This window comes from Nonomuraea sp. NPDC004354 (assembly GCF_053602555.1).
The window spans coordinates 97,821-120,415 of the sequence record NZ_JBSGDV010000011.1 but is presented as its reverse complement, the minus strand read 5'-3'; the positions used below and the strand labels follow the sequence as shown (position 1 = coordinate 120,415).

General features: G+C 70.9%; 19 protein-coding genes. 14 read left to right on the top strand and 5 right to left on the bottom strand.

Translation table 11 applies throughout. The annotated features are described in order from the left end of the window. Complete coding sequence (locus tag ACWENQ_RS27605; protein WP_452416872.1) at positions 1 to 1,137, top strand: ROK family protein; 1,137 nt, start codon at positions 1 to 3, stop codon at positions 1,135 to 1,137. Here ACWENQ_RS27605 and ACWENQ_RS27600 read toward each other — a convergent pair. Genes ACWENQ_RS27600 through tpx form a run of 3 tightly spaced genes read right to left on the bottom strand, consistent with a single transcriptional unit; the run spans position 1,067 to position 3,071 of the window. Continuing rightward, positions 1,067 to 1,756 (bottom strand): phosphatase PAP2 family protein, encoded by a 690-nt coding sequence (locus ACWENQ_RS27600; RefSeq protein WP_452416870.1) that lies wholly within the window; start codon positions 1,754 to 1,756, stop codon positions 1,067 to 1,069. The two genes, ACWENQ_RS27605 and ACWENQ_RS27600, sit on opposite strands and share 71 nt — an antisense overlap. 16 nt (positions 1,757 to 1,772) lie before the next feature. Continuing rightward, complete coding sequence (locus ACWENQ_RS27595; RefSeq protein WP_452416868.1) at positions 1,773 to 2,516, bottom strand: helical backbone metal receptor; 744 nt, start codon at positions 2,514 to 2,516, stop codon at positions 1,773 to 1,775. A 54-nt stretch (positions 2,517 to 2,570) separates the two neighbouring features. Next, the gene (tpx, locus tag ACWENQ_RS27590; RefSeq protein ID WP_449926825.1) at positions 2,571 to 3,071 is read right to left on the bottom strand and encodes a thiol peroxidase; all 501 of its coding nucleotides are present in this window, start codon (positions 3,069 to 3,071) and stop codon (positions 2,571 to 2,573) included. 138 nt (positions 3,072 to 3,209) lie between these two features. Between tpx and ACWENQ_RS27585 the strand changes: the two genes are divergently transcribed. Next, complete coding sequence (locus tag ACWENQ_RS27585; protein WP_452416866.1) at positions 3,210 to 4,619, top strand: LCP family protein; 1,410 nt, start codon at positions 3,210 to 3,212, stop codon at positions 4,617 to 4,619. 14 nt (positions 4,620 to 4,633) lie between these two features. Here the strand turns inward: ACWENQ_RS27585 and ACWENQ_RS27580 are convergent, their stop codons facing one another. Then, entirely contained in the window at positions 4,634 to 6,421 is a 1,788-nt protein-coding gene (locus ACWENQ_RS27580) for an N-6 DNA methylase (protein WP_452416865.1), read from the bottom strand. Between the two features lie 76 nt (positions 6,422 to 6,497). Between ACWENQ_RS27580 and ACWENQ_RS27575 the strand changes: the two genes are divergently transcribed. From ACWENQ_RS27575 to ACWENQ_RS27550, 6 genes are all read left to right on the top strand, one after another. Continuing rightward, positions 6,498 to 7,268, top strand: a complete 771-nt coding sequence (locus ACWENQ_RS27575; protein WP_449926834.1) for a PP2C family protein-serine/threonine phosphatase — start codon at positions 6,498 to 6,500, stop codon at positions 7,266 to 7,268. Between the two features lie 73 nt (positions 7,269 to 7,341). Then, on the top strand, positions 7,342 to 7,863 hold the full coding sequence (locus ACWENQ_RS27570) for a hypothetical protein (RefSeq protein ID WP_449926837.1): 522 nt from the start codon (positions 7,342 to 7,344) through the stop codon (positions 7,861 to 7,863). Between the two features lie 128 nt (positions 7,864 to 7,991). After that, positions 7,992 to 9,014 (top strand): CHAP domain-containing protein, encoded by a 1,023-nt coding sequence (locus ACWENQ_RS27565; RefSeq protein ID WP_452416980.1) that lies wholly within the window; start codon positions 7,992 to 7,994, stop codon positions 9,012 to 9,014. A 53-nt stretch (positions 9,015 to 9,067) separates the two neighbouring features. Beyond that, complete coding sequence (locus tag ACWENQ_RS27560) at positions 9,068 to 12,466, top strand: methylmalonyl-CoA mutase family protein (RefSeq protein WP_452416863.1); 3,399 nt, start codon at positions 9,068 to 9,070, stop codon at positions 12,464 to 12,466. A gap of 111 nt (positions 12,467 to 12,577) precedes the next feature. Further along, positions 12,578 to 13,192: a TetR family transcriptional regulator C-terminal domain-containing protein gene (locus ACWENQ_RS27555; protein WP_452416861.1), complete on the top strand. Its 615-nt coding sequence runs from the start codon at positions 12,578 to 12,580 to the stop codon at positions 13,190 to 13,192. Next, the gene (locus ACWENQ_RS27550; protein ID WP_452416860.1) at positions 13,189 to 14,154 is read left to right on the top strand and encodes a haloalkane dehalogenase; all 966 of its coding nucleotides are present in this window, start codon (positions 13,189 to 13,191) and stop codon (positions 14,152 to 14,154) included. The genes ACWENQ_RS27555 and ACWENQ_RS27550 overlap by 4 nt, the downstream gene beginning before the upstream one ends. Before the next feature lie 245 nt (positions 14,155 to 14,399). Here the strand turns inward: ACWENQ_RS27550 and ACWENQ_RS27545 are convergent, their stop codons facing one another. After that, positions 14,400 to 15,191: a GNAT family N-acetyltransferase gene (locus tag ACWENQ_RS27545; RefSeq protein WP_452416859.1), complete on the bottom strand. Its 792-nt coding sequence runs from the start codon at positions 15,189 to 15,191 to the stop codon at positions 14,400 to 14,402. A 269-nt stretch (positions 15,192 to 15,460) separates the two neighbouring features. Between ACWENQ_RS27545 and ACWENQ_RS27540 the strand changes: the two genes are divergently transcribed. From ACWENQ_RS27540 to ACWENQ_RS27515, 6 genes are all read left to right on the top strand, one after another. Further along, on the top strand, positions 15,461 to 16,360 hold the full coding sequence (locus ACWENQ_RS27540) for a serine/threonine-protein kinase (protein ID WP_452416858.1): 900 nt from the start codon (positions 15,461 to 15,463) through the stop codon (positions 16,358 to 16,360). Positions 16,361 to 16,587: 227 nt separating this feature from the next. Continuing rightward, entirely contained in the window at positions 16,588 to 17,898 is a 1,311-nt protein-coding gene (locus ACWENQ_RS27535; RefSeq protein WP_449926852.1) for an ABC transporter substrate-binding protein, read from the top strand. Between the two features lie 59 nt (positions 17,899 to 17,957). Further along, positions 17,958 to 18,911, top strand: a complete 954-nt coding sequence (locus ACWENQ_RS27530) for a carbohydrate ABC transporter permease (protein WP_354919035.1) — start codon at positions 17,958 to 17,960, stop codon at positions 18,909 to 18,911. Continuing rightward, positions 18,908 to 19,717, top strand: coding sequence for a carbohydrate ABC transporter permease (locus tag ACWENQ_RS27525; RefSeq protein ID WP_449926856.1), 810 nt, complete (start codon positions 18,908 to 18,910; stop codon positions 19,715 to 19,717). The genes ACWENQ_RS27530 and ACWENQ_RS27525 overlap by 4 nt, the downstream gene beginning before the upstream one ends. Beyond that, positions 19,714 to 21,138, top strand: a complete 1,425-nt coding sequence (locus ACWENQ_RS27520; RefSeq protein ID WP_452416857.1) for a GH1 family beta-glucosidase — start codon at positions 19,714 to 19,716, stop codon at positions 21,136 to 21,138. The genes ACWENQ_RS27525 and ACWENQ_RS27520 overlap by 4 nt, the downstream gene beginning before the upstream one ends. A 74-nt stretch (positions 21,139 to 21,212) precedes the next feature. After that, positions 21,213 to 22,550: an ABC transporter substrate-binding protein gene (locus tag ACWENQ_RS27515; protein ID WP_354919028.1), complete on the top strand. Its 1,338-nt coding sequence runs from the start codon at positions 21,213 to 21,215 to the stop codon at positions 22,548 to 22,550. The last annotated feature ends 45 nt before the right edge of the window (positions 22,551 to 22,595 follow it).

The window sequence follows — 22,595 nt, the reverse complement described above, 5'->3', positions numbered from 1 at the left end:
ATGCTGACGGCGGGACACGTCCTCCAGTTGATCAGGCAGGGCACGTGCCGTACCCGCAAGGAGCTGATCGACTACACCGGGCTGTCCAGGTCCACCATCACCGACAGGGTGGACCGGCTGATCGAGGCCGGCTACATCCGCGAGGCCGACAAGGGGGCGTCGGGCGGCGGGCGCCCTCCGTCGGTCCTCGCCCTCGACTCCACCGCCAGGGTCGTGCTCGTCGCCGACCTCGGCGCCGGCCACGCGCGGGTGGCGCTGACCGACCTCGCCGCCCGCCCGCAGGCCGAGGAGTCGGAGAGCATGCGCATCGACCGCGGCCCCGAGGAGGTGCTGGCCTGGGTGCTCCAGGCCTTCGAGCGCCTGCTCGACCGCACCGGCCGCACCAGGGAGCAGGTCTGCGGCGTCGGCCTCGACCTGCCCGGCTCGGTCGACCACACCTCGGGCAAGGTGCTCAGGTCCTTCCTGATGCCGGGGTGGGACGACCTGCCGATCAAGGCGGCCTTCGGCGCCCGGTTCGACGTGCCGATCCTGGTGGAGAACGACGCCAAGGCGATGGCGCTCGGCGAGTGGTGGGCCGCCTACCGGCACTCGCCGTCGCTGCTGCTGGTGAAGGTCTCCACCGGCATCGGCGCCGGCATCGTGCTCGACGGGCGCATCTACCGGGGCGTGGAGGAGGGCGCCGGCAACATCGGCCACGTACGGCTGCGCGAGAGCGACGACAGGGTCTGCACGTGCGGTTCGAAGGGGTGCGTCGCCTCGCTGGCCAGCGGCCACGCCGTGGCCAAGGACCTCGGGCAGAAGAGCAGCCGCGACGTGGTGCGCCTGGTGCAGGCGGGCGACCCCGAGGCCATCGCCCGTACCCAGGAGGCGGGGCGCACGCTCGGCCTGGTGCTGGCCACCGCGGTGAGCCTGCTCAACCCCGGCGTGCTGGTGCTGGCAGGCGACATGGCCGAGACGCGGGAGCACTACCTGACCGGCATCAGGGAGAGCGTCTACCGGCACAGCCTGCCGTACACGACGAGGAACCTGGAGATCGTCACCAGCGGGCTGGGCGGCAGGGCGGGCGTCATCGGGACCGCGGTGATGGTGACCGAGCATGTGCTCTCCCCGGAGAGCGTCGACGCGTCCCTGGGGTGAGCGCGGCAGGAAGCGCGGGCGGGATCGTCGGGGTGAGCACGGCGAGCACCGCGACGCCGAGCAGCATCCCCGCGACCACGTCGCTGACCCAGTGCACGCCGAGGGCGACGCGCGTGTAGGACACCGACAACACCAGGAAGGCGGCGATCCCCCAGGCCAGGACCAGGAGCACGGGCCTGCCGCGCAGCCTCGGGGTGAGCAGCAGCACGATCACCCCCGCGCCGAGCGTGGCGGTCAGCGCGTGGCCCGACGGGAACGACATGCCGACGGCGGTGGCGACCGGGTCGGGGAAGGCGGGCCTGGCCCGATCGATGACGATCTTCAACGCCTCGCCGAGCAGGCCGCCGGCCACGATCACCGTGAGCGCCCAGGCGCCGGCCCCGAGCCTGCCCTTCCAGATCAGCCAGGCCGCGATCGCGATCACCACGATCCGCCATGTGGCCGGGCCCAGGGCGTCGGTCCACAGCAGCAGGAGGCGCGTCCACGCCGGATCGGCGAGCGCCCCGGCGTACAGGTCGTGCGCCACCGCCCGGTCGACCTGGTTGAGCGGCTGCCTGGCCAGCAGGAGCAGCAGCCCGAACGGGATCAGGGACACGACGAGGACGAGCCTGGTCAGCATCACCCCATCCTGCCCGCTACAGGCCGAGACTAGCCCGCAGGACGTCAGGAGCCTCCACCATCGAGGGTCCGTACCAGGTCAGCAGCCGCCCGCTGACCAGCGCGCTGCCGGCGAAGCACTCCGGCCCGTCGTCCGCGCCGAAGGCGTACGGCTCGTCGGGCAGCACCACCACGTCCGGGTCCTTCGCCACGAGCTCCGCGAGAGGGATCTTGGGATAGCGCTCGGGATGGGCGGCGTAGAGGTTGTCGACGCCCAGCCGCCTCAGCACGTCGCCGGTGAAGGTGTCGCGGCCGACCACCATCCACGGCCGCCGCCAGATCGGGATGATCGCGGTGCGCCTGACCGCGGGCTCCGGCAGGTCCCACGCCCGGCGCGCCCGCTCCAGCCACTCCGGCTCCGGGGTGCGGCAGGCCAGCTCGAACATCCTGCCCAGGGAGACGAACGCGGCCTCGACCGTCTCGATCCTGGTCACCCATACCGCGATGCCCGCCTGCCTGAGCGCCTCGAGGTCGGGTTCCCTGTTCTCCTCGGCGTTGGCCAGCACCACGTCGGGCGCCAACGCCATGATCCGGTCGAGGTCGGGGTTCTTGGTGCCGCGCACCCTGACCACGTCGAGGCCGGCCGGGTGGGTACACCAGTCCGTGGCGCCGACCAGCTTGCCGGTGGGCGCCACGGACTCGGTGAGGGAGGGCACGAGGGAGACGACGCGTTCGACCGTCGCGGGCACCCGCACCTCGCGTCCTGTGTCGTCGACGGCCACGGGCTCCTCCTTCGGGCCTGGCGGCGGACCCCGCGGGGGCCCGCCGCGAACGGGCTAGGCCAGGGCCTTGAGCGCGGCCTCGTAGTCGGGCTCCTGGGTGATCTCGGGGACCAGCTCCGAGTAGACGACCTTGTTGTCGCCGTCGAGCACCACGACGGCGCGGGCGGCCAGACCGGCCAGCGGGCCGGACTCCTGGGCCACACCGTAGTCGGCCAGGAACTCCCTGCCCCGCATCAGCGACAGCGTCACCACGCTGTCGAGGCCCTCGGCGCCACAGAAGCGGCCCTGCGCGAACGGCAGGTCGGCCGAGACGCACAGCACGGCCACGTCGGGGTGCTCGGCCGCCACCTGGTTGAAGCGGCGGACCGACGCGGCGCACACGCCGGTGTCGACGCTGGGGAAGATGTTGAGCACCTTGGTCTTGCCGCCGAAGTCGGCGAGCGTCACGTCGGACAGGTCCTTGCCCACGAGGCTGAACGCGGGGGCCGCGTCGCCGGGCTGAGGGAAGGTGCCGCCCACGGTGATCGGGTTGCCCTTGAAGGTGACATCGGACATGAGCGCCTCCCGGCGAAAAGGTGACAAAAGCCAAGGGCTCGATCCTATTGCTTCCCCTTGCTGCGGCTTCCGCCGTACCGGCGCCGTGTGACTCAGTACACTCGGCGAGGTTCGACTGGCCCTCCCCTGGAGTGACATGTGAGCAGCGGTCTCGTGGCCGCCCCGCATCCGCCGTCGCCCTCCGCCGAGCCGCCCGCCGGGCGGCGGCGCTGGCTTCGCCGGGTCGTGGTGGCGACGACGGTGGTGGCGCTCGCCGTCGCCGGCGCGATGGTCGGCGCGTACGTCAAGCTGACCAGCAACGTGAAGCACATCGACGTCACCGGCGACCTCGACGCCACGCGACCGCCCAAGGCCGCCACCACCGCGCTCAACGTGCTGATCGTCGGCTCCGACCAGCGCGACGGCAGGAACGCCAGGTACGGCCGCGCCGTCGAGGGCGAGCGCACCGACACGATCATGCTGGCCCACGTGTCGTCCAGGCGTGACGGGGCCATGGTGATCAGCTTCCCCCGCGACTCGCTGGTCCAGCTTCCCGCCTGCCGCGCCAAGGGCAGGCTGCCGGGCCAGCCGGCCCATCTCGGCATGATCAACGAGTCGTTCAACTCGGGCGGCATCGGCTGCACGTGGAAGACGATCGAGTCGCTGACCGGCATCCACATCGACCACTTCGTGAAGGTCGACTTCACCGGGTTCAAGAGCATGGTCGACGCGGTCGGCGGGGTCGAAGTGTGCCTGCCCGAGCGGGTCGACGACACCAAGGCGCTGCTCCACCTCGACGCGGGACGGCAGTCGCTCGACGGCGAGCAGGCGCTCGGCTACGTCAGGGCCCGCTACAGCATGGGCGACGGCTCCGACATCGGGCGCATCCAGCGGCAGCAGATGTTCATCGCCGCCATGCTCAGGAAGGTCATGAGCGGGCGCACGCTCACCGACCCGGCCAGGCTCTTCGGCTTCCTCGACGCGGCCACCAAGGCCGTCACCACCGACCCGGGGCTCACGCCCGGCGTCATGAAGGACCTCGCCGAGAGCGCGCGGGGCATGACGGCGGGCCAGATCCGGTTCGTCACGACGCCGTGGTACTACTCCGTGTCCCATCCCGGGCGGGTGGAGTGGGTGCAGCCGCAGGCCAGGACCCTGTTCCAGATCGTCGCCAAGGACCTGGAGGTGACGGGGGTCAGGGGCGGGCAGGAGAAGGTGCCGCCGTCGCGGATCCAGGTGGAGGTGCGCAACGGGACCTTCCGGCCGGGCCTGGCCGGCCAGGTGGCGGTGGGGCTCGAACAGCGCGGCTACCACGTCTCCAGGATCGGCGACGCCTCGCGCAAGCCGTACCCGAAGACCCAGCTCGCCTACTCCCCCAACGGGGAGACGCGCGTCCCCACGATCACCCGCGACCTGCTGTCGGCCACGCCGCGGCTGGTGGCGGGGGCGGCCACGCCGCGGCTGGTGCTGACGATCGGGGACGACTGGCAGGGCCTCAAGCCGATGCAGGTGGGCGCCTCCGAGGCGCTGAAGGGGTTCGACGCCACCCACGACACGTGCGCGGCCTGAGAGCGCCGCGCCGGTCAGGCCGGAGGTCGGAGGCGGCCGTCGGCCAGACCCTGGTGGCCGAGCCTGATGAGGGTCTCGCCGAGCTCGGTCGCCTCCCGCAGGGCGTCCTCCATGGCGGCCAGCCGGCGGAAGGCGTCGCCGTAGGCCCGCTGCTCGCTGAGCGACAGCCTGGGCAGGCGGGTACGGCGCGCGTCGACCCTGCTGGAGCCGGCCGGCACCCGGGCCCCGGCCGAGCGCAGGAAACCGGCGAGGAAGTGGGGGTCCACGCGGCGCTGGTCGACCCGGTAGAGGGTGAGCTGCGGGCCGAGGACGGCGCCGTCCTGGCCGACCACCCTCGCGGTGGCGTAGGTGGCCACGACGTCGCCGGGCTGGATCCTGACCAGGCCGGGCTCGGCCGTGGTGGCGCCGGAGGGTGTGGTGGTGCCGCGCTCCACGTCGTCGGCCGTCAGCACCGGCAGGTCGCCGCCGTCGGCCGACATCCTGGGCGGCGCCTGGAGGATCGTGACCAGGCCTGCCTTGACCAGCTCGCCGATCGTGGTGACCGGCCGGTCGCGCGGCTCGTCGAGCACCACCAGATCGGGCGCGTCGACGGAGGCGGCCAGGAAACGGGCGCGGGCGTCGGCGAAGGCGCGCCCCAGGTCGGCTCCGCCGCGCGGGGCGTGGCGGGAGGGGCTGAGGTCCACCTCGTCGTCGAGCAGGTCGATGATGCGGACCCGGTGCGCTCCCTCGCGCAGGCCGGGCTCGACCCTGCTCAGGTCGCCCTCGGCGTCCATGATGACGATCTCGGACGGCGGGCGCTCCCCGCTCTGCGGCCTGCGCAGCAGCCACAGGTCGGGGCCGCCGGGCCAGAGCCCCACCACGGCGCGCAGGGCCCCGGCGCGCAGCAGGTTGCCCCTGATGCGGCGGCCGGCCCTGCGGCCGGCCGCGGCGACGGGCATGAGGATGGCCACCAGGCCGCCCGGCCTGACGTGGGTGAGGCAGTGCTGCACCCACGCCAGCTCGGACTCTCCGCGCGGCGGCAGGCCGTGCTCCCACCGCGGGTCGCCGGTGAGCTCGTCATAGCCCCACGACCGCTCGTTGAACGGCGGGTCGCAGACCACCGCGTCGGCCCGGGGGCCGGGGAAGGCGTCGCGCCTGAGCGAGTCGCCGTGGACGATCTCGGCCTCGACCCCGCGCAGCGCCAGCCGGGCGGCGGCGATGCGGGCCGAGGTGTCCTCCAGCTCCTGGCCGAGCACCCTCACGCCGTCGGGCGCCCCCGTGGCGCGGCCGCGGGGCGACAGCGGCAGCAGGAGGGTGCCGACGCCGCAGGCCGGGTCGAGGACGATGCCGCCGTCGGGGACGGCCAGCCGTACCATCAGGGCCGCGAGGTCCTCACGGGTGACGGAGAGCTTGCGGGAGTGGGCCTCGAAGTAGCGGGCGCACAGGAACTCGTAGGCGGCCGGCGCGCCCTGCTCGGCGGCCAGCTCGCGCAGCACCGCGACCTGTCCCTCGTCGAGCCCCTCGCCCCCGGCCCCGGGATCGGCGAGAAAACCTCCGGCGGCGGCCACGAGCTCGCCAAGCTGAAGATCTCCGGAAGCTTTCAGGCGTTGCCACGCGCGATCTGCCAGCGAGACCTGGTAGGACTTCCCATAGCGACTCAGCCATGCCTCGACCTCGCGCAGCGCGAAAAGCGGCTGTGCGGCGGTTCCGTCGACGGGTTTGGGGAAGTCGTCGTGGCGGCGGCGCCAGTTGCTCACCGCGGCCCGCCCGACACCGGCGAGCCGAGCGATGTCGCCGGCGTTCACGGTCGGGTCGTGGCTCATGGACGCCACATTAGTTCACAACACTCTTCAGCGCATCTGCTTGTGAAGTGTTTCAACCAATGATTTACTGCCTACTATGACGCACAACATCCGCTATGCCGCCGGGTCGGACGTGGGCCGACGAAGGGAGCAGAACGAGGATTCGGGCTACGTGAGCGCCCGCATGCTGGCGATCGCGGACGGGATGGGCGGCCACGCGGCCGGCGAGCTTGCCAGCTCCGCCACGATCGCGGTGCTGCGCGAGCTCGACGTCAGCTTGCCAGAGGCGGGGGCCGATCTCGAAACCGCCCTGGAGGCGGCCGTGCTGGAGGCGGGGCGCAGGCTTGCCGAACTGGTCGAGATCGACCCGGCTCGCAGGGGCATGGGCACGACGGTGACCGCCATGTTGTGGGACGGCGCGAGGTTCGCCCTGGCCCACCTGGGCGACTCGCGGGCGTACTTGCTGCGCGACGGCGCGCTCTACCAGATCACCAAGGACCACACGCTGGTCCAGTCGATGGTGGACGAAGGCCGCATCACGGAGGACCAGGCCGCGGTCCACCCGCGCCGCTCGATGGTGTTGCGCGTGCTCGGCAGCGAGGGCAGGGCCGAGCCCGACATGTCGCTGCGCGAGGCGGAGCTCGGCGACCGCTACATGTTGTGCTCCGACGGGCTGACCGACGTGCTCGGCCCCGAGACCCTCCACGAGATCCTGACCTCGTACGGCGAGCCCGACGCCGCCGTGCACAGGCTCATCGAACTGGCCAACGAGGGCGGAGGGCCCGACAACGTCACCGTCATCGTGGCCGACGTCGTACCGTCCGGCGAGGGCGGCACGTCGATGTACCGGGTGGGCGTCGGATCCTGATCGGTACGGCGGTTCTCAACCCATCTGAAAGCGCGGGAACCCACACTCTCGGTACAACGAGAAGGGACTCCCGATGAGGACCAGCCGTACCATCCTGATCGCCGCCGCCGGCCTGCTGGCGGCCTTACCCGCCACCGTCGCGTCCGCGTCCGCTTCCGCGCCTGATTCCGCCCCCATCTCCGCGTCCGCCGCCACGGGCGTCGGGGCCGGCCCCAGCACGACGTGGGGCCCGACGTTCTCCTCCGGCAGGAAGGCCGTCGCCCAGGGCAGGCTCACCGTGCTCAGCCGGGACACGTCCACCACGCCGACGACCGCCACGGTGGAGATCAATGGCGCGATCACCGACCTGACCAAGGGGCCGGCCTGCGGCTGGGCGGCCTTCCGCGTCTCCTTCCTCAAGAAGGACGGAAGCGTGCCGACCAAGCACCTCTACAGCCTCGACTGCACCAAGGGCACCCCGAAGTCCTTCTCCTTCGTCGAGAAGCGGGTCGTCCTGGTCGAGACGAAGGTCTGCGGCGAGATCAAGGCCTCGAAGCCGTCGGCCACCTGCCTGTACGGCGGCAGCTGGAAGAAGCTCTACAGCTATCTCGACTAGTACGTCCCAGCAGCAACACTGCGCATATTTCGCCTCATATCTAGACACTTTCCGGATGTCCGGCCCGCGGCCACGACGGCACTACTACAGTCCCTCGTTAGTCGCCGGTCTTCTGGGAAGGAGTCGTCCTGGACCCGATCGCTGAAGGACTGCTGAAGGCGGCTCGCCCCGAGCTCGGCTACCGCGAGAAGGGCGGCCAGTACACCAAGTTCGGCACGTGGTACGCCGACCTCGTCCAGGACCCCCAGTATCGCAACGCGCCGTGGTGCGACATGTTCATCACCTGGGCCGCGCACAAGGCGGGCCTGCAGGAGTACGTCGGGCAGTTCGCCTGGACGCCCTCGCACGCGGCCTGGTTCATCCAGCAGGGCGCCTGGTCGCCAAAACCCGAGCCAGGCGCCCTGGTCTTCTACGACTGGAGGGGCGGCAAGAGCTACAAGGGCATCGACCACGTCGGGATCGTCGAGAAGGTCGCCGGATCGAAGATCCACACGATCGAGGCGAACGTCGACAAGGTCTGGCTCAAGCGCAAGATCCGCGACACCGACAAGGTCGTCGGGTACGGGCTGCCCCGCCTGGTCAAGGAACATCCGACGCTGATCGAGGTACGCCCCTCCGACCAGCCGCTCGAGCCCTTCTCCGTCCAGGCGCACGTGCCGCCGGCGATGACACGGGAGTCGCCGTTCGACGTGCTGGGGACGCCGCAGGCCTTACTCGCCGCGATGGTGCTCACCACCGTGGTGGTCTCGTTCCGGATGGCGGGACGCTCCCGCGGCTCCGGGCGCCATCGCCGGGAACTCATCCCATGGGTCAGCCCCGACCCCGCGCCACCGCCACATGTCACCGCCGCCCGCACCACCCCCGCACCACCGCCGCACGTGACCGCCGCCCGCCTCACGCCATCACTCCACGGTCCCGTCCCCGCCCTGCCACCCCAGGCGCGCACCACGACCCCCGCACCGCCCGGCGTCCCCCGCACCCGCGTCCCGGCGGACGAGGCCCGCTCGCGCGCGCAGGCGGAACGCGCTCACCTGCCGTTGGAGCGTTCCGGCGAGCGCGCGCCGGCCGCGCCGGTCGCTGCGCACCCGCTCACCCCGCCGGGCGGTACGGCCAGGCGGCGCAGGCCGTATGAGACGGCCACTGGGAAATAGTAGGACGTCCTAGTATCTTCGAGAGGAGGCCCCTCACCAAGGAGTGATCAGGCGTGCACGTACCGGCCCATCCCGTCCGCTTCGTGACCGCGGCAGCGCTGTTCGACGGCCATGATGCCGCGATCAACATCATGCGGCGGATCCTGCAGTCACAAGGGGCGGAGGTCGTGCATCTCGGACACAACAGATCCGTCGACGAGATCGTCACCGCCGCCATCCAGGAAGACGTCCAGGGCGTCGCGATCAGCTCCTACCAGGGCGGGCACGTCGAGTTCTTCACCTACCTCGTCGAGCTCCTGCGCGAGCGCGGCGCCGGCCACATCAGGGTGTACGGCGGGGGCGGCGGCGTGATCGTCCCCGAGGAGATCGAGCTGCTGCACTCCAGGGGCGTGGCGAGGATCTTCTCCCCCGAGGACGGCCAGCGGCTCGGCCTCCCCGGAATGATCAACAAGCTGATCGAGGAATGCGACGCCGAGCTCGGCGACCCGCCGTCCGTGGAGGCCGTCGCGTCGGGCGACCAGGCGGCGCTGGCCAGGGCGATCACACTGATCGAGTCGGGGCGGGCGCCCGAGGAACTGCTCGCGGGGATCCGCGCCCTGGGCGGCGCGACCCCGGCCCAGAGCGCCACCGGTGTGACCGGCGATGCCGTGGCGGGGGCGGAGAACGTTCCGGGTGACGGTGCCGGATCGACCGTCCGGCGGGCGCCCGTCCTGGGCATCACCGGCACCGGCGGGTCCGGCAAGTCGTCGCTGACCGACGAGCTGCTGCGCAGGTTCCACGTCGACAACGACGACAAGCTGCGCATGGCGGTCATCGCCATCGACCCCACCAGGCGGCGCGGCGGCGGCGCCCTGCTCGGCGACCGCATCAGGATGAACAGCCTCGGCGGGCAGACCTACTTCCGTTCCCTCGCCACGCGAGGCGCGAGCGAGGTGCCCGACTGCCTCGACGACGTGATCGCCGCCTGCCGCGCGGCCGGGTACGACCTGGTCGTCATCGAGACACCCGGCATCGGGCAGGGCGACGCGGGGATCGTCCCGCACGTGGACGTGCCGATCTACGTGATGACGCCGGAGTTCGGCGCCGCCTCCCAGCTCGAGAAGATCGACATGCTCGACTTCGCCGAAGCCGTCGTGATCAACAAGTACGAGCGGCGCGGGGCCGAGGACGCGCTGCGCGACGTGCGCCGCCAGATGGTGCGCAACCGGTCCGCGTTCGGGGTGTCGCCCGACGCGATGCCGGTGTTCGGCACCATCGCCGCCCGCTACAACGACGCGGGGGTGACGGCGCTCTACCACCACCTGCGCGACCAGCTCGTGGAGCGGGGGATGCCGGCCGGCGCCGGCCTGCTGCCCCGGGTCGAGGGGCGCACCTCCAGGACGGCGGCGGCGGTGGTGCCGCCGGCACGGGTCCGCTACCTCGCGGAGATCGCCGAGACGGTGCGCGGCTACCACGCCGAGACGACGGCCCAGGTGGAGGTGGCTCGGCGCCGGCAGCAGCTGGCGGCCGTCCGGGCGCTCTTGGGCGAACCCGCCGGTTCGGCGGGCGGGTCGCAGGCGGGCGCCCCCGCCGACGGGCGAGGCGTGACGGATGCGCGCCTGGACGAGCCGGCTGCCCCCGCCGACAGGCGGGACGTGACGGATGCGCGTCTGGACGAGCTGGCTGCCCAGGCCGAGCGGGAGCTGTCCGACGAGAGCAGGGCGCTGCTGGCGGAGTGGCCCGCGTTGCGGGAGCAGTACACCGCCGACGAGCTCGTCGTACGGGTCCGCGACAGGGAGATCCACACCCCGCTGTGGCGCGAGACCCTCTCCGGCAACAGGATCCCGCGCGTCGCGCTGCCCCGCTTCGAGGACCACGGCGAGCTGCTGCGCTTCCTGCGCTCGGAGAACCTGCCGGGCCGCTTCCCGTTCACCGCGGGCGTGTTCCCCTTCAAGCGGGACGACGAGGACCCGACCAGGATGTTCGCCGGCGAGGGCGACCCGTTCAGAACGAACCGGCGCTTCAAGCTGCTGTCGGAGGGCCAGCCGGCCACCCGGCTGTCCACCGCGTTCGACTCGGTGACTTTGTACGGCCACGACCCCGACGTCCGACCCGACATTTACGGAAAAGTCGGGACCTCGGGGGTGTCGATCGCGACGCTCGACGACATGAAGGTGCTCTACGACGGCTTCGACCTGTCCGCGCCGAACACCTCCGTCTCCATGACCATCAACGGCCCCGCCCCCACGATCCTGGCCTTCTTCCTCAACGCCGCGATCGACCAGGCGCTCGAGCGCTTCGAGTCCGCCCAGGGCCGCCCGCCGTCCCCGCAGGAGGCGGCCGAGCTGCGCGCCAGGACCCTCGCCACCGTGCGGGGCACCGTCCAGGCCGACATCCTCAAGGAGGACCAGGGGCAGAACACCTGCATCTTCTCCACGGAGTTCTCGCTGCGCATGATGGCCGACATCCAGGAGTGGTTCATCCGCAACCAGGTGCGCAACTTCTACTCGGTGTCCATCTCCGGCTACCACATCGCCGAGGCGGGCGCGAACCCCATCAGCCAGCTCGCCTTCACCCTCGCCAACGGCTTCACCTACGTCGAGGCCTACCTGGCGCGCGACATGCGGATCGACGACTTCGCGCCCAACCTGTCGTTCTTCTTCTCCAACGGCATGGACCCCGAGTACTCCGTGCTCGGGCGGGTCGCCCGCCGGATCTGGGCCGTCGCGATGAGGGAGCGGTACGGCGCGGCCGAACGCTCGCAGAAGCTGAAGTACCACATCCAGACCTCCGGCCGGTCGCTGCACGCCCAGGAGATGGACTTCAACGACATCCGCACCACCCTGCAGGCCCTCATCGCGATCTACGACAACTGCAACAGCCTGCACACCAACGCCTTCGACGAGGCCGTCACCACCCCCTCGGCCGAGTCCGTACGGCGCGCGATGGCGATCCAGCTCATCATCAACCGCGAATGGGGCCTGGCGAGGAACGAGAACCCGCTGCAGGGCTCGTTCATCATCGACGAGCTGACCGACCTGGTCGAGGAGGCGGTGCTGAGCGAGTTCGAGCGCCTGTCGGACCGCGGCGGCGTGCTCGGCGCGATGGAGACCGGCTACCAGCGCGGCAAGATCCAGGACGAGTCGATGCTCTACGAGACCCGCAAGCACGACGGCTCGCTGCCGATCATCGGGGTGAACACCTTCCGCAACCCGCGCGGCGAGGTGGAGCACGGGCCGCTGGAGCTGGCCAGGGGGACCGAGGAGGAGAAGCACTCCCAGCTCGACCGGCTGCGCGGCTTCCAGGCGAGGAACCGCTCCACCGCGCCGGCGGCGCTGCGCCGGCTGAGGGAGGTGGCCATGTCGGACGACAACGCGTTCGAGGTGCTGATGGACGCGGCGAGGGTGTGCTCGCTCGGCCAGATCACCGAGGCCCTCTTCGAGGCGGGCGGCCAGTACCGCCGCAACGTCTGACCCCGCCGGAACGACAGGCCTCCCGGGGGCGCGTCACGCGCTCCCGGGAGGCCTTTCCGGTTGTGGGGCCCATGGCTTGACGAAACCAATATGAACGTCCATATTGGACTCATGGCGAGACCATCGAAGAAAGACCAACTCCTCGACCAAGGGATGGAGGCCGTCCGCAGGACGGGACTGGTGGGCGCGAGCGTCCGCACCATCACGGCGGCGGCCGGCGTCCCGCTCGGCTCGTTCAGCAACCACTTCGCCTCCAAGGAGGACTTCGGGCTGGCGGTGATCGACCGCTACTTCACCGACGTCCGCGCGATCGTCGCCGCGACCCTGGACGACACCGGCAGGCCTCCGCTGGAACGGCTGCGCGCCTACTTCGACGCCATCACCGAACGGCTGCGGGCACGCGAATGGCACGACGGATGCCTGATCGGCAACACCAGCCTGGACTCGACCGAGACCAGCGAGGCCATCCGCACGCACCTGGCGCAGATCTTCACCGAGTGGCACGAGCCGTTCGCACGCTGCCTGGACGAGGCGCAGCGGGCAGGCCAGATCGCGCTGCCGCTGCCCGCACCCGACTTCGCCGACTTCCTGATGGCCTCCTGGCAGGGGGCGATGCTGCGGATGAAGGTGGAGCGCTCGTCCGATCCGCTGGAGCGCTTCACCACCGTGGTGTTCGGCACCCTCCTGGCCCCTGCCACCTCACCGACCGAAGGACGACACCCATGACCGCGAGCACCGGCACCGACACCATCTCCGGCACCGACACCGTCTCCGCTGCCGACACCAGCACCAGCCCCGCCGTCGCCGTCACCGACACCGACACCATCTCCGCCGCCGATCCGCACCCGCGGCGGCAGGTGCGCGTGCTGGGCACCCACCTGAGCCACGTGGACACCGGCGACGGCGAGCCGGTGGTGTTCCTGCACGGCAACCCCACCTCCTCGTACCTGTGGCGCAACGTGATCCCCTACCTGGCCGACGTCCGCCGGTGCCTGGCGCCCGACCTGGTCGGCATGGGCCGTTCCGAGCCCGCGGCCGACAGGGCCTACCGGTTCGCCGACCACGCCCGCCACCTCGACGCCTGGTTCGACGCGGTGCTGCCCGAGGGGCAGGTCACGCTGGTGCTGCACGACTGGGGTTCGGCGCTCGGCTTCCACTGGGCGCGCCGCCACCCCGAGCGCGTGCGCGCGATCGCCTACATGGAGGCGATCGTCCAGCCGCGGCTGTGGGCCGACTTCCCCGAGGGCCGCGACACGCTGTTCCGCGCGATGCGCGGGCCCGAAGGCGAGGAACTGCTGCTGGGCCAGAACTTCTTCGTCGAGACGGTGCTGCCCCGAAGCGTGCTGCGTCCGTTGCGGGAGGAGGAGATGGCGGCCTACCGCGCGCCGTTCGGCGACCGGGACTCGCGCCTGCCCACGCTGGTCTTCCCCCGCGAACTGCCCATCGACGGCACGCCTCGGGACGTGGCCGAGGTGGTGGAGGCGTACGGGAGCTGGATGGCCCGCAGCGCCGTCCCCAAGCTGCTGATCTCCGCCGAGCCCGGCGCGATCCTGGTCGGCAGGGCGCTGGAGTTCGCGCGCACCTGGCCGAACCAGCGCGAGGTCGGCGTGCGCGGCATCCACTACGTCCAGGAGGACTCCCCGCACGAGATCGGCGCGGCGATCAGGGACTTCGTCCTGCGGCCGTGACCGACCGGCCCCGCCACCCGACTCCCACCCGGCGCACCCACCCGGCGCACCCACCCGGCACGCCCATCCGGCGCACCCGCCCTGCCCGCCCGCCCTGCCCGCCCGCCCGGCACGCCCGCCCTGCGCGCCCGCCCGGCACGCGCACCCATCCGGCGGCGCGCCTCTCCGTCGGCCTGACGCGCGTGTCCATCCGGCCGCCCGTCAGCCCGCCCGGCAGCCCGCTCGTCCGTCCGGGAGGGTGCGCGTCAGGTCGCCGGCGGACGGTGCCACATCGTCAGCCGCATCAGCCGCAGGTACCCCATCGCCTCGTAGACCGGCTGGCCCTCGTCGCTGGCGATGAGCATGGCCGGCTGGTACGGCTCGGCGAGCGTGGCGGCCCAGGTGACGGCGGCGCCGATGCCCCTGCCGCGATGGGAGGGCAGCGTGGACACCCATTCGACGTCGACGATGCCGTGCCCGAGCCGGGATCCGGAGGTGGCGACGGGCCGGTCGCCGGCGTATCCCACGAACAGCTTGATCGGGCCGTCCAGGACCCGCGCGTCGCCGAACACCGTGCCCTCCGCCTCCGGCATCGGGTAGGCCTCGACGAGCGTGCGGACGAAGTCCGCCAGGCCGCGGCGGTCGGTGACGGGGACGATCCTGAGCCCGTCGGGAAGGGGCGGCGGGCTCCCGCCCTGCGGGCGCAGCATGAGCGGAGGATGGCCCATCAGCCGCAGGCCCGCCGTGGACAGGTCCGGCGTCGGCCAGACCGACAGGAACACGAAGTGGCGTTCGGGCGGGTAGAAGGCGAGCAGCCGCCGCAGCGTGTCCGCCAGGTCGATGTACGGCGGTGGCGCCAGCAGCACGGCGGCGTTGTCGAACAGGACCGGCGAGGCGGGGTCGGCGACCGCGAGGTCCTGCCAGCGTTCGGCGCGCCCGCCCGCGCAGGCGGCGACGAAGGCGTTGCGGTCGGCGTTGGCCAGCACGAACCTGCGCACCAGGGAGTCTCCGGCGTCGAGGTCCTGCTCCCAGCCATGGGTGAGATGCTCGTCGGACACGCGGCGCACCTGCCTCTCGTCCGGGCGACGAGGTCCACGCTCGAGTCTAGAACCGTGGGAGGCCGACGACGAGCCGCGGGCGGCAACGGCCGCCCGCGTCCGCGTGAACCGCCGTGATCTCCTGACGCCCCATGGGCCGATCGTCGGCGGCCACGTCCGGCGCCCGCGGGACCGGGCCCGCGCCGCACGGCGATCAAGATCCACCTGGTTGCTGTAGATTCCCCGGAGAGTCTCAAGCGGGCTGGTCGTGGAGGGGGCAGGAGAGGCGGATGGTCATCGGTGACCGCTACGTGCTCGACGACCTTCCTCTGGGCCGGGGCAGCATGAGCGCCGTCTACCGTGGCCACGACCGGCATCTCGACCGGCGGGTGGCGGTCAAGCTGCTGTACCCGCTGCCCGGCAAGGACGCCGACGAGGAGTTGGAGCGGCGCTTCACCAGGGAGGCGCGCATCCTGGCGCGCCTGGAGCATCCGGGGGCGCCCGTCCTGTACGACTTCGGGACGCACGAGCAGCGGCTGTTCCAGGTGATGCAGTTCATCGACGGGGTCACGGTCGCCGACCTGCTGAGCGAGCACGGCCCGCTGCCGGTGCCGTGGGCGGTGGCGATCGCGGCGCAGGCGTGCGCGGTGCTGTCGGCGGCGCACGCGCTGGAGATCTGCCATCGCGATCTCAAGCCGACCAATCTCATGCTCTGTCGCGACGGCAGCGTCAAGGTGCTCGACTTCGGCCTGGCGATGTTGCGGGAGGCGAACGGCACGCAGTTCACCAGGATCGGGCAGATCCTCGGCACTCCCGCGTACATGGCGCCCGAGCAGATCCAGCGGGGTGTCGCCGAGCCGCGCAGCGATCTCTACTCGCTCGGCTGCGTGCTGCACGAGATGCTGACGGGGCGGCAGCTGTTCACCGGCCCGACGGAGTACGTCGTGTTCGAGAGGCAGGTGAAGGAGCGGCCGCCCCCGGTGCCCGGGCTTCCGGCCGCGCTCGGGAAGGTGCTGTCCGACCTGCTGGAGAAGCCGGTCGAGGACCGGCCGCGCGACGCCGACGTGCTGTACGAACGGTTGCAGGCGTTCGCGGTCGATCTGCCGATGCTGCCGGGGTTCCTGACCTCGCCGGCGACGCCGAGCCCCGGCCGGATGTACGCCAAGGTGCTCGGCCGCGTCCTCGGTTGAGAGAACGCTCTCCCGCTACAGGTAACACTCTGGAAACGGGCCGGCCCTCTGGGAGCGCTCCCATCATTCCGAGGCGTGGCCGCCACCTGGGGAAACACCGCGACGGATGAGAGAGCGCTCTCTGGCGCACCCCGGAAACCCTCCGTTGACATGGCAGGCCCCCGACCCGCAACCTCTGAGAGAGCGCTCTCTCACCGTCACTCCCCACCGCCCTCGAGGAGGGTTCCATGGCCACGCCGTACTCCCAGGCCCGCCGCTTCGGGCGGCTCGCCGTACCGGTGCTCACCGCCTCCGCACTCGCGCTCGCGCTCGCCGCCTGCGGCGGCGGATCACAGCAGACCGCCGCCACGGGCGGCGGCACCGCCGAGAAGGTGACGCTCAGCGTCGCGCTCTTCGGCGACTTCGGCTTCAAGCCGCTGTACGAGGAGTACAGGAAGACCCATCCCAACGTGGAGATCGTCGAGCGGGTCACGCAGTTCAACGACCACCACAACAACCTGGTCAAGCGGCTGGCCACCAACGCGGGCGCGGCCGACGTCGAGGCGGTGGAGGTGGGCTACATCAGCTCCTTCACCTCCCAGCCCGACAAGTTCCACGACCTCAAGCAGTACGGCCTGGACAAGCGGCAGGGCGACTACCTGGACTGGAAGTGGCAGCAGGGCCTGTCGAAGGACGGCTCCCGGCTGCTCGGCCTCGGCACCGACGTCGGCGGCCTGGCCATGTGCTACCGCAAGGACCTGTTCGAGAAGGCCGGGCTGCCCACCGACCGCGAGAAGGTGGCCGAGCTCTGGCCGACGTGGGAGCAGTACATCGAGACCGGCAAGAAGTTCGCCGCGAACGTCAAGGACGCCAAGTTCGTCGACTCCCCCGGCGAGATCTTCCGCGCGATCGTCAACCAGGCGCCCGTCGGCCTCTACGACGCCCAGGACCAGATCGTCGTCGCCACCAACCCCGAGGTCAAGAAGGCCTGGGACCTGTCCAACCAGCTCAGCCTGAACGGCCTGAGCGCCAAGCTGGCCGCCTTCTCCCCACCGTGGAACACCGGCTTCGCCAAGGGCTCGTTCGCCACGATCATCTGCCCGGCCTGGATGACCGGCTACATCCAGGAGCAGGCCAAGGACGCGGCCGGCAAGTGGGACATCGCGAAGGTCCCCGGCGGCTCGGGCAACAGCGGCGGCTCGCACCTGCTGCTCCCCAAGCAGGGCAAGCACCCCAAGGAGGCGGCCGAGCTGATCGACTTCCTCACCTCGAAGGACAACCAGGCCCGCGTCTTCAAGGAGGAGGGCACCTTCCCCTCGATCCCCGCCCTCTACGACGACCCGTCGATCCAGAGCTTCACCAAGCCGTTCTTCGGTGACGCGCCGATCGGCAAGATCTACTCCGACGCGGCGCGCACCCTCAAGCCCCAGCACCTCGGCCCCAAGGAGGGCGACGTGCGCGTGGCCGTCGGCGACGGGCTGGGCCGGGTCGAGCAGGGCAAGCAGACGCCCGACGAGGCGTGGGCGCAGGTCGTCGCGGACGTCCAGAAGATCAAGTAGCCCCCGGTACGGCGGGGCGCCCCGTCCCGCCGTACCGCATCGACCTGGAGGACTTCCGCATGGCCACCCTGCCGGCCGCGGTGCCCGGGAGGCGCCGCCGCCTCGTCAGGCACGCGCTCGACCTCAAGCTCTCCCCGTACGCCTACGTGGCCCCGTTCTTCCTGCTGTTCTGCGCCTTCGGGGTGTTCCCGCTGATCTTCACGGCGTGGGTGAGCCTGCACGAGTGGACGCTCACCTCCGACACGCACACCTTCATCGGGGTGGAGAACTTCGGCACGCTGCTCGGTGACGGCTACTTCTGGAACGCCACGTTCAACACCTTCTCCATCGGCGTCCTGTCGACGGCGCCGCAGCTCGTGCTGGCCATCTGGCTGGCGCACCTGCTCAACCGCCCGCTGCGGGCGCAGACGTTCTTCCGCATCACGCTGCTGGTGCCGAACGTGACCAGCGTGGTCGCGGTCGTGGTCATCTTCAGCCAGCTGTTCGGGCGCGACTACGGGCTGATCAACTGGATGCTGTCGTGGTTCGGGATCGAGGGCGTGGCCTGGGCGGAGGGCACCGCGACCTCGCACGTGGCCATCTCGGTGATGATCATGTGGAGGTGGACGGGCTACAACGCGCTGATCTTCCTGGCGGCGATGCAGGCCGTCCCCAGGGAGCTGTACGAGGCGGCCACGATCGACGGCGCGTCGAACCTGACGCAGCTCAAGAAGATCACCATCCCGATGATCCGGCCCACGATCATCTTCGTCGTCACGGTCTCGACGATCGGCGCGATGCAGATCCTGGCCGAGCCCCTGCTGTTCGGGGCGGGCAGCGGCGCGGGCGGCATCACCAGCGGCGGGCCGGACCGCCAGTTCCAGACGCTCGCGCTCTACGTCTACGACCTGGGATTCACCAAGTTCGACTTCGGCTACGCCTCGGCCGCCTCGTGGGTGATGTTCCTGTTCGTCGTGGTCGCGGCGGGCGTCAACTACCTGCTGACCCGCCGGCTGGGAGGGGCCTTCAAGTGAGACGACGCCTCACTTATCTGACGCTGCTGGCGGTGGCCTTCTTCTCGGTCTTCCCGCTCTACTACAGCGTGGTCGTGGCCTCGCGGCACAACTCGGCGCTGGCCGAGGTGCCGCCGCCGCTGCTGCCCGGCGGCAACTTCCTCGCCAACGTGCAGCGCGTCTTCGACACCGTGCCGTTCGCCCTGGCCCTGCTCAACTCCTTCCTGGTCGCCGGGTCGATCGCGATCGCGGTGATGTTCTTCTCGACGCTGGCCGGGTTCGCCTTCGCCAAGCTGTCCTTCAGGGGCAGGAACATCCTGCTGCTGATCACGGTGGCGACCATGATGGTGCCGGCCCAGCTTGGGATCATCCCGCTCTACATGCTCATGGTGAAGATCGAGTGGACCGGCTCGATGTACGCGCTGGTGGTGCCCGCGCTGGTGAACGCCTTCGGGGTGTTCTTCATGACGCAGTACCTCTCCCGCGCGCTGCCCACGGAGCTGCTGGAGGCGGGCAGGGTCGACGGCGCGACGACCTGGGGGCTGTTCTGGCACGTCGTACTCCCCGCGGCGCGGCCGGCCGCGGCGGTGCTCGGGATGCTGACGTTCATGTCGGCGTGGAACGACTACTTCTGGCCGCTGGTGGTGCTCACCCCGGAGAACCCGACGGTGCAGGTGGCACTGTCGACGCTGGCCAGCGGGTACGTCAACGACTACGTCCTCGGCCTGTCGGGGACGGCGGTGGGTACCCTGCCGCTGATCCTCGTGTTCGTCCTGCTCGGCAAGCAGATCATCGGAGGAATCATGCAAGGAGCTGTCAAGGGATGACGATCACGACCATGGAGGCGCGGGGGACCGTGGTCTTCCCTGAGAACTTCGTCTGGGGCGCGGCCACCGCGTCCTACCAGATCGAGGGGGCCGCGAAGGAGGGCGGGCGCGGCCCGTCGATCTGGGACACCTTCTCCGCGACGCCGGGGAAGGTGCGCGACGGCGACACCGGCGAGGTGGCCTGCGACCACTACCACCGCTACCGCGATGACGTGGCGCTGATGAGGGAGCTGGGCCTCGGGGCCTACCGGTTCTCCGTCGCCTGGCCGAGGATCCAGCCCACCGGCTCCGGACCGGCCAACTCGGCGGGCCTCGGCTTCTACGACAGGCTCGTCGACGAGCTCCTCGAAGCGGGCATCACCCCATACGTCACGCTTTATCACTGGGATCTGCCGCAGACGCTCGAGGACCTGGGCGGCTGGACCGTCCGCGACACCTCCCACCGCTTCGCCGACTACGCCGCGATCATGCACGACCGGCTCGGCGACCGGGTCAGCCACTGGACCACCCTCAACGAGCCGTGGGTCGCGGCGTTCCTCGGCTACGGCAACGGCGTGCACGCGCCGGGCCGTACCTCCGCGCACGACGCGCTCAGGGCCGCGCACCACCTGCTGCTCGGCCACGGGCTCGCGGCCAGGACGCTGCGCGCGAAGGGCGCCGAGGAGATCATGCTGGTGGTCAACTCGGCGCCGGTGCTGACACCCGCCCAGGTCAACGACCCCGACGCGGCGCCGTCCGCGGCCGACGCCGAGGTCGTCCAGCGCATCCACGCGCTGCTGACCCGCCAGTTCCTGGACCCCGCGCTGGCCGGCCGGTACCCGGAGGAGGTGCTGAGCGCCGCCGGTCGCAACGGCGGCACCGCGCACATCCGCGACGGCGACCTGGAGATCGTCAACGCCCCCATCGACCTGGTCGGCGTCAACTACTACAACCCCTGCGTGGTCGAGGCGGCGCCCGGACTGCCCGCCGACGCCGCGTGGCCGGGCTCGGAGGGCGTGCGCTTCGCCCCCGCCGACGCCCCCGTCACCGCCATGGGCTGGCCGATCGTGCCCAGCGGCCTGTCGCGCCTGCTGGTACGGCTGTCGCGGGACTACCCGCGGGTCGGCCTCATGGTCACCGAGAACGGCGCCGCCTTCGACGACGTCGTGGAGCACGGCAGGGTGCACGACGACGGCAGGCTCGCCTACCTCGAGGGGCACCTGCGCGCCGCCCACGCGGCCATCACGGCCGGCGCCGACCTGCGCGGCTACCTGGTCTGGTCGCTGCTGGACAACTTCGAGTGGGCCGAGGGCTACCGCCGCAGGTTCGGCCTCGTCCACGTCGACTACGCCACCCAGGCCCGCACCCTGAAGGACAGCGCTCTCTGGTACAGGTCCGTGATCAGCGACAACGGGTTTACCTGGGGTCCCAACAAACCGTAATCCCCCCGATATTGACCTCGTCATGTGCGCCATCAATTCTCAGAGAACGCTCTCACCGGCACAGGAGGATGCACATGACCACCGCCCCTCGACTTCTCGTCGGAGCCGCGGCGCTGGCGCTCGTCGTCACCGGCTGCGGCTCCACCGGGTCAGGGTCCTCCACCGGCCAGGCGGCCCCCGCGGCCGACTGCGCCGCCTTCCAGCAGTACGGCAAGCACGACGGCAAGAAGGTCACGGTCTACTCCCCCATCAGGGACACCGAGGCCGACCTCTTCCAGCAGAACTGGAAGACGTTCGAGCAGTGCACCGGCATGAAGATCACCTACGAGGGCACGGGCGAGTTCGAGGCGCAGATCCAGGTGCGGTCCGACGGCGGCAACCCGCCTGACCTCGCCTTCTTCCCCCAGCCTGGCCTGCTGGCGCGCTTCGCGAAGGCGGGCAAGCTGAAGCCCGCCCCGGCCGAGGTCAAGGCGCTGGCCGACCAGGGCTGGTCCAAGGACTGGATCGCCTACGGCACCGTGGACGGCACCTTCTACGCCGCCCCGCTGGGCGCCAGCGTGAAGTCGTTCGTCTGGTACTCGCCCAAGACCTTCCAGGAGAAGGGCTGGCAGGTCCCGAAGACCTGGGACGAGCTGATGAAGCTGAGCGACACGATCGCGGCCGCCGGCACCAAGCCGTGGTGCGCGGGCATCGAGTCGGGCGAGGCGACGGGCTGGCCGGCGACCGACTGGATCGAGGACGTCATCCTGCGCGAGCTCGGCCCCGAGGAGTACGACCGCTGGGTCTCCCACGAACTGAAGTTCAACGACCCCAAGGTGGTCGCGGCGGTCGACAAGGTGGGCGCGATCCTCAAGAACGACAAGTACGTCAACGGCGGCTACGGGCCCGTCAAGTCGATCGCCAGCACCGCCTTCCAGGAGGGCGGCGTGCCGATCACGACGGGCAAGTGCGCGATGCACCGCCAGGCCTCCTTCTACGCCAACTTCTGGCCCGAGGGCACCAAGGTCGCCCAGGACGGTGACGTCTTCGCCTTCTACCTGCCGGGCAACGACCCGGCCACGAAGCCGGTGCTCGGCGCGGGCGAGTTCGTCGCCGCCTTCGCCGACCGGCCCGAGGTGCAGGCCTTCCAGCGCTACCTGGCCACGCCCGAGCACGCCAACTCCAGGATGAAGCTGGGCACGTACGTGTCGGCCAACAAGGGCGTCGACCTCGCCAACGCGCAGAACCCGATCGACAGGCTGTCGATGGAGATGCTGCGCGACGAGGCGACGGTCTTCAGGTTCGACGGCTCGGACCTCATGCCGGCCGCCGTCGGCTCCGGCACCTTCTGGAAGGGCATGACCGACTGGATCAACGGCAAGGACACCAAGACGGTGCTCGACTTCATCGACGCCTCCTGGCCCACCTCCTGAAGTCCCCGGTACGGCAGGCAGCCCGCGCGGCGCCTGCCGTACCGG